This is a genomic window from Thermanaerothrix daxensis (genome assembly GCF_001306145.1).
Lineage (GTDB): Bacteria > Chloroflexota > Anaerolineae > Anaerolineales > Anaerolineaceae > Thermanaerothrix > Thermanaerothrix daxensis.
Map to the genome: position 1 here is coordinate 129,942 of NZ_LGKO01000004.1, position 13,742 is coordinate 143,683.

The window sequence follows — 13,742 nt, forward strand, 5'->3', positions numbered from 1 at the left end:
CATGCGATCCCGAATTTATCGCCTGCGCCTCCTCCTGACGCTCCTTCTAGTAGCGAGTGTGTTGGTCATCGGACGTTGGATCCTCAACGCAACCCGGCCCGCCGAAGTGTTCAATGCCCAGCGCGCCTACCGTGATGTGCAAGACCAGGTGGCACTGGGGGCACGTACTCCCGGTAGTCCGGCTCACGCAGCCCTTCAGGATTATATTGTGAAAACCCTGCGCACCAACGCCTGGACAGTTGAAGTGCAATCGGGCACGTATAACAATCAGCCCATCACCAACATCATTGGAAAACGAGGCACCAACGGGCCGTGGATCATCCTGGCCGCTCATTATGACTCTCGCCTGCTCGCTGACCAAGACCCCGACCCCGCCAACCATTCCCAGCCGGTGCCCGGCGCCAACGATGGAGCCTCGGGGGTAGCCGTTTTATTGGAACTGGCACGCACCCTTCCCACCTCCATTGAGAAGCGCATCTGGCTGGTCTTCTTTGATGCTGAAGACCAGGGCGGAATACCCGGCTGGGAATGGATTATGGGATCTCGCCACTTCGTCTCCCAACTTGAGGGACGTCCAGATGCAGTAGTCGTGGTAGATATGGTTGGCGATACCCACCTTAACCTGTTCAAAGAACGCCATTCCGATCCTAAATTGATGCGTGAAATCTGGGCAGTCGCTCACTCTCTGGGCTACCAGGAAAACTTTTTAGATGCCGATGGCCAAGCCATTTTGGATGACCACATCCCATTTCTGGAACAGGGAATCCCCGCTGTGGATTTGATTGACTTTGATTACCCCTACTGGCATACACTGCAAGACCTTCCTGATAAAGTTTCACCCTATAGTCTGGAGGTTGTGGGACGTACGTTGTACCACTGGCTCATTCAGCCCTGAGAGCGCATGCAGGAATTGGCAAATTTCACATCCTCGCTTAAACTTGAACCCATGAAAGGTCTTCCGGAATCCTGGCAGCAAATTCAAGCCGAGTGGATTGAAAATACGGTTCGGGTGGTGGGCCAGAGCACCTCAACGCGCGAGAACCTCCATTACCTGGTCCGTGAATTCGTCCACACCACTGCCCAGATCCTGGAAGGAGGGCCTCTTGATCTCCTGGATCCTATCTTAGCCCGGTGGGCCTCTTCGCTGACTCAGACAGACCTTGAAAGCAGTGCCAGCGACCTAATGCGTTTCATGGGTGTGCTGGTCACTTCGGCCCTGGAAGCCCTTATCACCCATCTAGAACCTGCCACAGCCCTAGTGACATATAAAGCCTTGCTTCCCTGTTTCAATTACGCCTATGAACGCCTGGCTCAACATGAGATTGAAGCCAAAATCACCTACATCTCAAATCACCTTAGCGAGGTGCAACAGCGACTGGAACGGCTCGATAAAAGCAAATCCGATTTTATTGCCATTGCGGCGCATGAGCTGAAGACTCCGCTGACGCTGGTGGAAGGGTATACCGCCATGCTCCGCGAAGGGTTGAGTCAGCCGAATACTGACTCTGGTGAACTAACCCCAATGTTGGATGGGATTGAAAATGGCGCCAGGCGCTTGCGTAGCATCATCGAAGATATGATTGATGTTTCGCTCATTGACAATCAATTACTTTCCCTTAATTTTCAACCGGTTTGGTTGAACCATCTTTTTGCCATCCTGGAGCGCGAGTTTCAGCCGGCTATTGCAGAGAGGCACCAGACCCTCAAGATCCACGACTTTCCGGGCAGCCATGCGGTCCTGATGGGCGATCCCGAACGATTGTTGCAGGCTTTTCGTAACCTGCTGAACAACGCGATCAAGTTCACCCCGGACGGGGGCAAAATTGAGGTGAACGGACGCGAGCTGCCGGGGTTCATCGAGGTTACCATCACCGACACTGGCATTGGTATTGATCCCGATGACCAGGCCATTATTTTTGAGAAGTTTTCACGCCTGGGAAATGTGGCCTTGCACTCCAGTGGTAAGACCAAATTTAAGGGAGGTGGCCCAGGGCTCGGATTGCCCATTGCCAAAGGCATTATTGAAGCCCATGGTGGCACAATTTGGGTAGAATCAGAGGGTTATGATGAAGTACGCTGCCCTGGCTCTACCTTCCATATCTTGATCCCCCAACAACACCCCTCCCTGGAAGGTCGCGTGGCCGATATCTTTGCTTCTCTTACCCCAACCCCTACCCCTTCAGAGTAGATAAACCATGAGTAACGCATTTATTCAACCCGCTGACCGCATTGCTTCGTTCAAACCTTACTTCTTCGCGAGCCTGAATCAGAAAATCGCCGAACTTAAGGCCCGCAAGGTGGATGTGATCCGAATTGACATGGGTTCTCCCGACCTGCCGCCAGCCGACTTTATCATCGAAACCCTGGTTGAAAATGCTCGCCGACCGGATACCCATGGCTATACACCCAATGGGGGCTTTCCCGCCTTCCGGGAAGCCGTTGCCTCTTACTATCACCGACGCTTTAACGTCGAACTGGATCCCATGCGCGAAACCCTTGCGCTGATCGGCTCCAAGGAAGGCCTTTTCAACCTGGCGCAGGTTCTGCTCAATCCGGGCGATCTAGCCCTGGTGCCGGATCCCGCCTATCCCGTATATGAAGCAGCCAGCCTGATCGCGGGGGCCGAGGTGATTAAACTGCCCCTCAAACGCGAGAACGGCTTTCTGCCTGCATTGGATGAGATTGCTCCCGAGGTTCTCGATCGGGCTAAAATCTTATGGCTCAACTACCCCAACAATCCGACCGGTGCAGTTGCTCCCTATGAGTACCTCGCACGGGTGGTAGACCTGGCTCATCGCCATCGCTTTGTAATTGCCTTTGATGCCCCCTATACTGACATTTGCTTTGGCGGCTATAAAGCCCCTAGCATCCTGCAGGTTCCAGGCGCTAAGGATGTGGCCGTTGAATTTAACTCGCTTTCTAAAACCTATAACATGGCTGGCTGGCGTGTGGGCATGGCAGTGGGTAACCCCCGGATTATCCAGTATCTCCACGTTTACAAGAGCCAGATGGATTCGTCGCACTTCCAGCCCATTTTGCTGGCCGGAATTGCTGCCCTTACAGGTGATCAATCCTGGATTGAGGCACGCAACCGGATCTACGAGCAGCGCCGCGATTTAGTGGTTCAAGCGCTTCAAAGGGCCGGTTTTGGTGTCGAGCCTCCCGCTGCCGCCATTTACGTTTGGGCACATCTTCCTCCCGGTTTCAGCAATAGCACCGAGTTCTGCACGCGTTTGCTGGAAGACACTGGAGTTAGCATTACTCCTGGGGTTGTCTATGGGCAGTATGGCGAAGGCTATGTGCGCATCTCATTGGGAGCACCCACAGAGCGCCTGGAAGAGGCCATGGAACGCCTGCTTTCATGGATTCAAAGGGCGTAGAGTATAATGAAAGCATGAGCCCTAAGATTCCAGAACCCACCGGATTCCCACGTGAGCGCGCCTTCCTGGTAGGGGTAGAAATCCGCAGCGAGCCTTCGCCGCTCTCCATGGAAGACTCGCTTGCCGAGTTGCGCCTCCTGGCCCAAACTGCCGATCTGGAGGTGGTGGGGGAAGCCTACCAACGCCTCGATCGGCCCCATCCGGACACATTGATCGGTAAAGGCAAAGTTGAAGAGATAAAGGTGCTGCTAGAGGAAACTGCTGCCGACGTGGTGATCTTCGACACCGAGCTTTCGCCCCGCCATCAGCGCGAACTGGAAGAACAATTTGGTAATCAGGTGCGAGTGTTAGATCGCACCGCACTGATCCTGGATATTTTTGCCCGCCACGCCCACACTCGTGAGGGCATCCTGCAGGTTGAATTGGCCTTCTACGAATACCGACTGCCCCGCCTGACCCGTGCTTGGACCAACCTGGCCCAGCAAACAGGTGGCGGTGGAGGTCGAACGGGAAGCCAGGGCGGGGTAGGATTGCGTGGACCCGGCGAAACCCAGCTGGAGGTAGATCGCCGCGAAATTCGTCGCCGCATTGCCTTCCTCAAGCGCGAACTCGAGAAGGTACGCGCACATCGCCAGCGCTACCGCCAGCAACGGCGCAAATCCCAAGTCCCGGTCATTTCACTGGTAGGCTACACCAACGCGGGAAAGTCCACTCTGCTGAATCGACTGGCCCGTGCGCAGGTGTATGTGGCCGATCAACTCTTTGCCACACTCGATCCCACCACCCGGCGCGTGGAGCTTCCCGGTGGTCACATCGTTCTCTTCACTGATACCGTAGGCTTTATCCAGAAACTGCCGACCCAGCTTGTGGCCGCCTTCCGAGCCACCCTTGAGGAGATCACCGAATCGGATCTTCTGGTACACGTTCTCGACGTTACCCACCCCAACGCTGTAGAGCAGTGGAAAGTGGTCCAGCAAACCCTCGAGGAGATCGGTGCGGGGGCTATCCCGGTGATCACGGCATTGAATAAGATTGATCGGTTGCCCAATCCCTCTGCTATCCAGGCACTCTCAGAAACTTTTCTGCACTCGGTCCCCATCTCTGCACTCACTGGGGAGGGCATTCCCGAATTGCTCCGTGTCATTGAGACTGCCCTCTTTGAGGATTACAGCCCCATGACAGTGCACATCCCTTACACAGAAGGGCACATGATTTCACTCTTCCACGAGCACGGGAAAGTGGAACGCGTCACGCACCATGATGGTTATGTGACCATTCGGGGACTACTGCCGGGCCGTCTGATCGCCCGCTTCCAGCCCTTCACGCGTCGCATCAAAACTGTGACCCAACCGGATAACGTCCATGAGCCAGTTGATCTCTCGGATTCTTGATCACCTTTCCGAATTCCTGGCAGCCCGCAAAGGACTTCTGCCACTTCTCGGCCTTGGGTTGATCCTGCTTAATTTGATCATTCAGTTTCTTAGTGATGGATGGGTGGCCCAAACGCATCTTCTGCTTCATCTAGGGCTGATTATTGCAATTTTGGGCTTCATGCTGGCACGAGCCTTATAATCACGAGCCTTATAAAAGAGAAACGCGACTCTGAATCAAGTCGCGTTTCTTACAACGCCAAATATCCACGCACCTATTTTTTGGTTTCTTTCTCAAGGCTGACAACTTCGCGACCTTGATAATAACCACAATTAGGGCAAACGGTGTGGGGCAGTCGCAGTTCCCCGCAGTTGCTGCACTGAACCAGGTTCGCGGCTTTCAAGGCATCATGCGCACGCCGGCGATCCCGTCGTCCTTTCGAAAGTTTTCGCTTTGGTAGAGGCACCATAGTTTATTCTCCTGAACCTTTTCTTGCTCCCAATCTCCAGTGACCGCCGAATTATAATGAGAACCAGGTAAAAACGTCAAGTCTTTGAGAAAAGTTCCACGATTTCCCCTTGCATTTCGCCCCAAAACCCCTATAATTGGAATTGAGAGCGCTCCTAAAATATCCCGTTTTTCTTTGTAAAAGCCGCTTTTCGAACGGCTTTTAGTCCCCAATATATTGGGAGCGCTCCCAAACCAACCGCACGACGAGGAATTTTTCCCATGAGCGACCAGATGCAAGTCTCCCCATTGACTTCAATTCATGTTGAAACCCAGCCTCTTCGTTTCCCACCCGATTTCCTTTGGGGCGCTGCCACCTCTGCCTATCAAATTGAAGGGGCCTGGAATGAAGATGGCAAAGGGCTTTCTATTTGGGATACTTTCACCCACCACCCCGGCAACATTTGGCAGAACCAGAACGGCGACATTGCCTGCGATCATTACCATCGCTGGCGAGAAGACATTGAGTTAATGAAAACCATGGGGCTTAAGGCCTACCGTTTCTCCATTGCCTGGTCCCGAATCCTTCCTGAAGGCACTGGCAGGGTAAACTCCAAGGGTTTGGATTTTTATCAGCGATTGGTAGATGGGCTGCTGCAAGCCGGCATTGAACCCTTTGTCACTCTTTATCACTGGGACCTTCCTCAGGCGCTCCAGGACCGCGGGGGATGGCCCAATCGCGAAACGGCTGAGGCTTTCGTGGATTATGCCGACCAAGTAAGCCGCGCTATAGGTGACCGCGTCAAATACTGGATTACCTTCAACGAGCCTTTCATCGTAGCATGGCTAGGGCATCTGGTTGGTGAACATGCCCCTGGCCATAAAAGCCAGGCCGAAATGCTACACACCGCGCATCACCTCTTGGTGGCTCATGGGTGGAGCGTACCGGTGATTCGTCGCAATTCCACTCAAGCGAACGTAGGAATTACGTTGGACTCGGTTCCCATGACTCCCGCTTCCTCTCGTTTCGCGGATCGCTACGCCGCCTGGCTACAGGACGGCTACCGCAATCGCTGGCTACTTGATCCCCTGGTCGCTCGGGGTTACCCTTTGGATGTAATCGGATTCTTCAATTACCCCATGGATTTCGTTCGCTCGGGTGATTTAGAGATCATCGCTACACCCATTGATTTCATCGGATTGAACTACTACAGCCGTCAGATCATCAGGGCCCGCAACAGCGCAAAAGAGGATTACACGCCCATCCCCCTCCCGCCCGCTCCTGATGCCGAGGTCACCGAAATGGGCTGGGAGGTGCACCCACAAGGGCTGTTCGACTGGCTAACGCGCCTCACTTATGAATATCGTTTTCCCGAGATTTATATCACCGAAAACGGCGCCGCTTACCCAGACAGCCTTGCCGAAAACGTTATTGAGGATACCCTGCGCATCCACTATCTACGCGAACACTTCGTTCAAGCCTGGCGTGCAATTCAGGCTGGAGTGCCTTTGAAGGGCTATTTTGTGTGGTCGCTCATGGATAATTTTGAGTGGGCACATGGCTATGCGAAACGCTTTGGATTAATCTATGTGGATTTTGAATCCCAAAAGCGTATCATGAAACGCAGCGCTCACTGGTATCGCCAGGTTATCGCCTCTGGAAGTGTGGTCTAGATTCGTCTCTTCCTCCTTGAAAAGGAAGCCCCCACGTCGACGTGGGGGCTTCCTTCTTTGGCTACAAGACTTCGAACTACTTCACATCTACCACGATGCTCCCGTCCTTAATGCCCTGGATGGTAGCTTCCGCTTTAGCCTTGACCTCAGGTGGCACTAATTTGTCGTTATAAACCATCTCCAGGCCACCGTTTTTGAACGAGAGGTAGAAAACTTTTCCACCCGGCTCGCCTGCCTTATTACTGGCAATCATATCCCGCAAAACCACTTCCCAGCGATAGATCAGGTTAGCGGCCACCGTATCAGGAGCCAGCGAATCCTGATACCAGGCAGATGCCAGCCACAGAATGCCATGTTGCTTTGCCACACTGATCGCGCCCGTGACCGATTGAGAAGTGCCGGTTAACACATCTGCTCCAGCCCGGACATGCGTCTCTGCTGCCGCCGACATCAATGACACATCCGAAAAAGACCCCGTGTAACTGATATTAACCTGAATAGTAGGATCTACCGACTTTACCCCGGCTTCAAAGCCCAGGTTATATAGTCGAGCATCTCCTGCTTCCACAGGTCCGGTAACGCCTACCACCTTGGTTTTAGTCAGCATTCCGGCAATCACCCCGTTGACGTATCCCCCTTCTTGAGCCTGGGGTTGATAGGCAAAGATGTTGTTAATCCCCTCATCTTTGTAAGTCTGGTTGGTTGTACCCCAGGCAAACGATGTCTGTGGGAATTCAGGCGCAATTTGTTGTAGTGAGGTGCCGTACTGGGCTCCGTGGGCAATGATCAGGTTATACCCCTGGCTGGCGTAATCGCGGATCGCCGCAGCCGCATTGGTAACATCCCAGGCATCCTCGGAAATGGCGATTTCAAGTTTTTCAGGGCCGCCCATCTCCTGTTGAACTTTTAGCAGCCCCTCATAGAGCGATTGACTCCATTCCAGATCCCGAACAGTACTGGGCAAGATCAAGGCTACCTTGAAGGGTTTCTCCTCGGTCTTGGGGGGTTCTGTGGCTTGCGAGCATGCTCCAAGCAAAAACGAAGCCAAGACCGACCACAAAACAAGCCATTTTGTCGTTTTCATAAATTCCTCCTTGATGTGTAAATTGGTAAAACGCTCGAAACACCCGGTGTTGTTCCCCCTATTTCATTTTACACCTTACACACCATTTCACCATCCAAATAGTGTCCCTAAAAAACACAACGCGGCTAGGGGCTCAAACTCCCTATCCGAGCCTCCTCTATTCCTCCTCCGAGGCGGCCCATAGAAGGCCGCCTCGGTTCCAAGTGGATGGCTACTTCTTTTACATAGTTACGGTTAGAACGGGGTTTCAGACCCCACGTAACACGCAATTTGCTGGTCTAAAAGGAGTTTCTGGAGGTGCGCCATTTTCTCCTCGGGGGTGCCTTCATAATCCCGATAGGGATAAACGGCTCCAAGTTGTGTCCATTTTGAATCCCCCAGGCGGTGGAAGGGCAGAATGTTCATCTCTACCAATCCCACTTCACGCAGAAATTCGGCTGTTTTCAGGATGTTCTCATCATCGTCATTGAATCCCGGAATAACCGGCATTCGAATTATCAGACGCCCCGACCAACCTGAACGTGCAAGTAATGCAATGTTGCTAAGGATCAATTCGTTGGAGACACCGGTACCTGCCCTATGCTTCTCCGGATCCATGTGTTTAATATCAATAAATGCCCAATCCACAAACCTCATTAATTCCAAGAACGCGCCCGGCTCAATATAAGCGCTGGTCTCAACGGCTATGTGAATATAGGCATCACGACAAGCCTCCAATACGGCGCGCATAAAGCGGCGCTGCATGAGAGGTTCTCCTCCCGAAAACGTGACCCCTCCCATGCCGCCCCAATATTGCTGATCTCGCTTCAGCACCCGCATCAATTCTGAAACCGAGTACCATCGGCCGCAGACTTTCAAGGCCTCAAAGTAACATAGCGCCACACAATCCAGATCCCGACAGTGCTGGCATTTTGAACGATCTAACACCAGTGGCGCGATTTCTTGATCTCCATTTCCCGAAAGGTTCTTTTGAATCGCCCCTTCTGGACAAGCCGTTATGCAACGTTCACATCCTTGGGTCAAATAAGTGCATTTTGTCGCCCGATACATGATCTCGGGTTTAAATAGTTTTCCCTCCGGATTAGAACACCACGCACAATCCAGAGGGCATCCTTTCAAAAACACCAGCGTTCGGCAACCTGGTCCATCGTGAACTGAATAACCCTGAATATCGAAAATTAGCCCTTTTTCCTCCATGATCTCTCCTTATATCTCATTGGACCTGGGAGATAGAACCCTATCTACCAGGTCCATAACCCCAGGCTGGCTAATCTGCAGTGACACCCTCAACGGCTTTCACAGCAACGGATTTTGGAACAGCCGCCAAAGGCAGGAAAGAAGCCACAATCGCCGAAACCACATAGGCCGATAGGGCAAAGATGATTGAGTAGCGATAGGTCCCGGATACGTCAAAGAGATAGCCTCCCATGAATGAACCCACCGCCGGACCGATGCCCATTACAATCAGCGTCGCCAACCCCCAGATTTTACCCAGGGTTTTGCGCCCATAAACGGAGCCTGCATAACCCGCGCAACCACCGGGTTCAATTGCCCAATAGATTGCGAACAGAAGACAGGCAATCAGACCCGCGATAATGGTCATTCCGGGTGTCAGGCTGACCAGCAACAACACACATGCAACAGCGCCGCAAATGGGAGCGAAGATCAACATTGTCTTGCGTGCCTTGCTCTCCAACCCCAGTTTCGCCACCAATTTATCCGCCACAACCCCCATCAAGGGCATGGTAACGATGCCAGCCAAACCAATGGCCACATAGAGGTTCGTTGCAGAGGAAAGGCTTAGTTTGGCATCCTCGGTCCAGAAGCGTACAACCTGGGTCCAGATCAAGAATTCCGCCAGCATACTGGTCAAGAATGCCAGAATGGTGCCCCAAATGGCGAAATTGCTGAACGCCTCCTTGATAGACCAGTTATATTCCTCCTTCGCCGCAGCACCACTAGCGGTTAACCCAAAGGGCTTTAAGCCGTACCCTTCTGGATTCTTGCGAGCCAAAATCCCCGCCAGGACCAGAGCCACAAAAACCACAATGGCCAGAACCTGCATCGCCGCCCGCCAATCTGTACGCAGAAGCGCTGCCTTCACCCCCAGGCTAAGCACTACCTGGGCGATTGGAGCACCGGCAAAGGCAATACCCCACATGGTAGCATAAGTTCGTCCCACATACCATTTGCGCACCGAAACCGTGGAAGAGACCCAAAGCATCCCGGTACCGATTCCGGCAAACAAAGCGTAAACCAGCAGGTATTGCCAGTACTCCTGAACCCGACTGGTGACAAAGAAGCCCAGTGAAGCAAACACGGCCCCAATGAAATAAGCGGGGCGAGTCCCCCACCGATCAATGATCATACCGCTGAAAAACGCGGTGATCGCGTAAACCGTCATCATCAGCGAATAGCCCAGGGAAGTCTGGGAAGTCGTCCAGCCCATGGCTTTGGCCATCGGTCCCTGCAACACCGAGAATGTCGAGCGGTATCCAAAGAGGCAGAACACGGCCAACCATGAGGCGGCAACCACCATATAACCTAACCGCTTTGCTGTTTTCTCGTCCATTTTTTTGATCATCCTCTGGTCTTGAGATTTAGGGGCGTTGGGGGTGCCTGTGCAGGGCACCCCCATTTTGCCATTTCAGGCGATTATTTTGTGGCGTACATCTCGCAGGTAACCGCGATCAAATCCTTGTACGTCCATGGCTGGTTCTTCTCGGCAGTGCAGGTTCCAATCGTCTCCTGGCCATCTTCCTTGAAGAAAGCGCAGTTTTTGCACTTAGGCAGCGGAGTGAAGCAATCACACACCTCCGAGTCAATCAGTACCAGTTCGTTTGTGCGGCGGCAAATGCCTTTAGTCACATCCACCGCAACGAAGTTCAAGCAATCATTGTGCCGTAAGGTTTCCTGGCTCACGTTAGTTTCTCCTTCTTGTGATAAGTTTCGTCTCTCACTGTAGCCTTAGACTTCCTCGTACTCCGTGCGCGCGATCACTTCATCCTGGATCTGCTTGCCCAATTCAACCCAGTACTGGGTGAAGCCGGCCACACGGATGAGCAAGTCGCGGTAGTTTTCAGGGTGGGCCTGCGCGTCCTTCAAAATCTTCGAGTCCACGATGTTGTACTGAATGTGGAAGGCACCACGGCGCATGTAAGCCCGAGTCAGTTCCAGCAACTTGCGTGACCCTTCGATGCCTTTAACCGCGCTTGGGTGGATCTTGAGGTTCATCTGGCTGTTCTGGGATTTGGCATGATCCCACACCGTAGCCGAATTGAACAAGGCGTACGGGCCATTGCGATCCGTGCCCGGATACGCAGACATCGAACCATCCGCATAAGTGGTGCCCGCAAGACGACCATCCGGCGTTGCCAGAGTAGCAGCCCCCTGAGGCCCATGAGTTGAGACGGAGATCTGGCAGGCGTAGAGCGGTTTCCCGTACAGCGACTCAAACTTGTGGCACATGGCGCAGAACCAATCTTCGTATTCGCGCAAGATGCCATCTACGTAGGGGTCATCGTTCCCATACTTATTGGCCAGCAAGCAGTCGCTGTGGATCTTATCGTACTTTTCACCACCTACTTTCTTGACCTGTGAGAACAAGGAGAAGGATCCCACTTCGTGAGCGGTCTTGAAGCCGAAGTTCTCAAGAATGGCCTCACGCATCTGGTCGAGAGTGTACTTCTTATCCTCATAGACCAGTTTCTTAAGCGCCGCCAGCGAGTTCACCATATTGATGGTGCCGCAGGACTCGACATTGAAAGTGGCGTTATAGCGGTACCCCAGTTGCCCAATATGGCGGCCCTTTTCCAGGCAATCCGGCTTCAAGAACGAGTTGATAACCGTCATATTATTCTTGCGCCAGATATCGTGCTGGATGTTGTTGCACTTGCACAGGGCGTCAACCGCCATTTCGTAGTACTGCTTGTAAACCTCCCACAGTTCCTCGTAGGTTTCCAGTTTGCGATTGTGCGGCGGGAAGATCTGCTCTTTGAGACGGTGATCGTAACCGTTGAACAGCACGCACTCGAGGATCTTGGGATTGGCAATGAAGTGTACACCCACCGAAGTCGGTTGACCAGCACCGCCCGGGATCCAATACTTCTTCCCATTCAGCGTGAGCGGATGCCAGGTGCAGGGTGAGGTTTCCAAACAACCACCAATTGCAATGGCACGCGCCTCTGGGAGGGTCATTCCCTCGGGGCCATACTGGCTCAGCAAGAACTGAATACCGATCTGGTTATTCATCCAGGCCGGATAGCCTGTTCCCGTCTTGACACACTCAATCGCTTTCAGCAAGAAGTCTTCCGGTAGTTTCTCATCATAGAGGACCGAGAGCGTGGGCTGCGGTGACTGCAAGCTCATCGCTGATTCAAGGATCAGTTTCTCCAAGTCATTGCTGGCCGGGTCGCCGTCTTTGGTCAAACCGCCCATGCTCAGGTTATTGAAGGTATTTCCAGAGAGCACGCCACCGACTACACCGGTTGAGGCGAAGCAGTCAATGCAAGTAAACTTGACGCGATGGCACTCAAGCAACTCAAGGGTCTTTTCTTTTGTCAAGCGTCCAGCCTCTGTATCCTGCTCGTACCACGGCCACAAGACCTGCCCCAAACGCCCAGGGGACATACCCGAAATGGCATCCTCGTTGAGCACGGCGATGTGGAGCGTGTAGGTGAGTTGCAGCGCCTCACGGAAAGTGCGGGGCTGATAATGCGCGATCCATTCCAGGGTTTCAGCAATTTCTTCGTACTCTCTCTTCTGAACCGCGTCCTCGGTGATACCTGCCAGACGGCGTGCCTCTTTCGCGTAATTGAGGATCCACGTCTGCAAACCTTCGATAACGTGAATCACGGCATCGTAATAGTACAGCCGGTCCATGCCGGTGATTCCATCACCATCCGCCTTACCAGCCACCTCGGCCTTGCGCTGCTTGCAAATTTCAATCAGGCCATCGAAACCGTACTGGAGCGGGTAGTAGTAATTGATAACTTCGCGTCCCTGGGGTAGGGTAAAGCCCGAATCGAACATACAGATGAGCGAGCGCATTAATTTCTCTTTCAGCTCATACTCGGGCACCATCATCTCGTACTTATGCCCCAGATCTTCCACCGACTTACCCACCCACTGCTTAGCCAGTTTAATCAGGGCAGGCACTTCCTCACTGCGAATACCGAATTTTCCGGCGATGGAAACCACATTCCCAAAGGACTTAGTGACGTTGCCACCACCCGATCCAAACTTGGAAAGCTCACCCGATGAAGCGCTCCCGCGTTTCAGAGCCTCCTGGTAGAGCTCATCCTCTTTTGCAACGTAGAAGGACTCAGAAAGCCAGGGCATCGGGAAAGAACCGCGGTAGTAATGCGCTTTCCCCATCACCAGAAGCTCACCCGGGTAGATGCTGGGCGTCAGGTGGCTAAAGGCATGCTTCAGGGCCAACGCGCGGCGTACAATCGGAACCTCGTTGTCCAATTCCATGTACTTGCGCGTGTACCAGTACGGGAACTCCAGATCAACCGAAGAGTAGGTATTAAAATACAGATCGCGAAGTTTCTTTGCACGCGGGGTCGGCTCGCGCTTAACCTCGCGATCTACCATCTCTTCCGGGGCTTTCCCATACTGGAAACTGATGGGGATCCCCTTCTCCTGCAGTATGTCAGCCAGGCTCCTGGTGACTTCCTGCACACCTACGGATTTTTCTGACATGTTCCACTCCTTTCCTACGAAAATTTGGGAGGGTGACTCCGTAAACACTTTAACCAAATCCGATACCCGACTCAATCGGG

Annotated in this window: 12 protein-coding genes; 6 read left to right on the forward strand and 6 right to left on the reverse strand. The window is 53.1% G+C overall.

Annotation, left to right across the window (positions count from 1 at the left end; translation table 11 throughout):
* The first annotated feature begins 1 nt into the window (after window position 1).
* Genes SE15_RS07700 through SE15_RS07720 form a run of 5 tightly spaced genes read left to right on the forward strand, consistent with a single transcriptional unit; the run spans window position 2 to window position 4,952 of the window.
* Window positions 2–895 carry a M28 family peptidase gene (locus tag SE15_RS07700; RefSeq protein ID WP_054521544.1) on the forward strand — a complete coding sequence of 298 codons (894 nt, stop codon included), beginning with the start codon at window positions 2–4 and terminating at the stop codon, window positions 893–895.
* A gap of 6 nt (window positions 896–901) precedes the next feature.
* The gene (locus SE15_RS07705) at window positions 902–2,188 is read left to right on the forward strand and encodes a sensor histidine kinase (protein ID WP_054521545.1); all 1,287 of its coding nucleotides are present in this window, start codon (window positions 902–904) and stop codon (window positions 2,186–2,188) included.
* Window positions 2,189–2,195: 7 nt separating this feature from the next.
* Window positions 2,196–3,380: an aminotransferase class I/II-fold pyridoxal phosphate-dependent enzyme gene (locus tag SE15_RS07710; protein WP_054521546.1), complete on the forward strand. Its 1,185-nt coding sequence runs from the start codon at window positions 2,196–2,198 to the stop codon at window positions 3,378–3,380.
* A gap of 14 nt (window positions 3,381–3,394) precedes the next feature.
* The gene (gene hflX / locus SE15_RS07715) at window positions 3,395–4,771 is read left to right on the forward strand and encodes a GTPase HflX (RefSeq protein WP_054521724.1); all 1,377 of its coding nucleotides are present in this window, start codon (window positions 3,395–3,397) and stop codon (window positions 4,769–4,771) included.
* Window positions 4,743–4,952 carry a hypothetical protein gene (locus SE15_RS07720; RefSeq protein WP_054521547.1) on the forward strand — a complete coding sequence of 70 codons (210 nt, stop codon included), beginning with the start codon at window positions 4,743–4,745 and terminating at the stop codon, window positions 4,950–4,952. Before hflX ends, SE15_RS07720 begins: the two co-directional genes overlap by 29 nt.
* A 73-nt stretch (window positions 4,953–5,025) precedes the next feature.
* On the opposite strand, the gene rpmF is transcribed toward SE15_RS07720, so the two are convergent.
* A complete protein-coding gene (rpmF, locus tag SE15_RS07725) occupies window positions 5,026–5,220 on the reverse strand; it encodes a 50S ribosomal protein L32 (RefSeq protein WP_152965574.1) in 195 nt (64 codons plus the stop codon).
* 260 nt (window positions 5,221–5,480) lie between these two features.
* On the opposite strand from rpmF, the gene SE15_RS07730 reads away from it, so the two are divergent.
* Window positions 5,481–6,872: a GH1 family beta-glucosidase gene (locus SE15_RS07730; RefSeq protein WP_236690006.1), complete on the forward strand. Its 1,392-nt coding sequence runs from the start codon at window positions 5,481–5,483 to the stop codon at window positions 6,870–6,872.
* Between the two features lie 76 nt (window positions 6,873–6,948).
* On the opposite strand, the gene SE15_RS07735 is transcribed toward SE15_RS07730, so the two are convergent.
* The 5 genes from SE15_RS07735 to hpdB form a co-directional block, all read right to left on the reverse strand.
* Window positions 6,949–7,956 carry a BMP family protein gene (locus SE15_RS07735; RefSeq protein WP_054521548.1) on the reverse strand — a complete coding sequence of 336 codons (1,008 nt, stop codon included), beginning with the start codon at window positions 7,954–7,956 and terminating at the stop codon, window positions 6,949–6,951.
* 234 nt (window positions 7,957–8,190) lie between these two features.
* On the reverse strand, window positions 8,191–9,153 hold the full coding sequence (gene hpdA, locus SE15_RS07740; protein ID WP_152965575.1) for a 4-hydroxyphenylacetate decarboxylase activase: 963 nt from the start codon (window positions 9,151–9,153) through the stop codon (window positions 8,191–8,193).
* Between the two features lie 70 nt (window positions 9,154–9,223).
* Window positions 9,224–10,528, reverse strand: coding sequence for an MFS transporter (locus SE15_RS07745; RefSeq protein ID WP_054521550.1), 1,305 nt, complete (start codon window positions 10,526–10,528; stop codon window positions 9,224–9,226).
* A gap of 83 nt (window positions 10,529–10,611) precedes the next feature.
* Window positions 10,612–10,878 carry a 4-hydroxyphenylacetate decarboxylase small subunit gene (hpdC, locus tag SE15_RS07750; protein ID WP_054521551.1) on the reverse strand — a complete coding sequence of 89 codons (267 nt, stop codon included), beginning with the start codon at window positions 10,876–10,878 and terminating at the stop codon, window positions 10,612–10,614.
* Between the two features lie 45 nt (window positions 10,879–10,923).
* On the reverse strand, window positions 10,924–13,662 hold the full coding sequence (gene hpdB, locus SE15_RS07755; protein WP_054521552.1) for a 4-hydroxyphenylacetate decarboxylase large subunit: 2,739 nt from the start codon (window positions 13,660–13,662) through the stop codon (window positions 10,924–10,926).
* Window positions 13,663–13,742 lie beyond the last annotated feature (80 nt).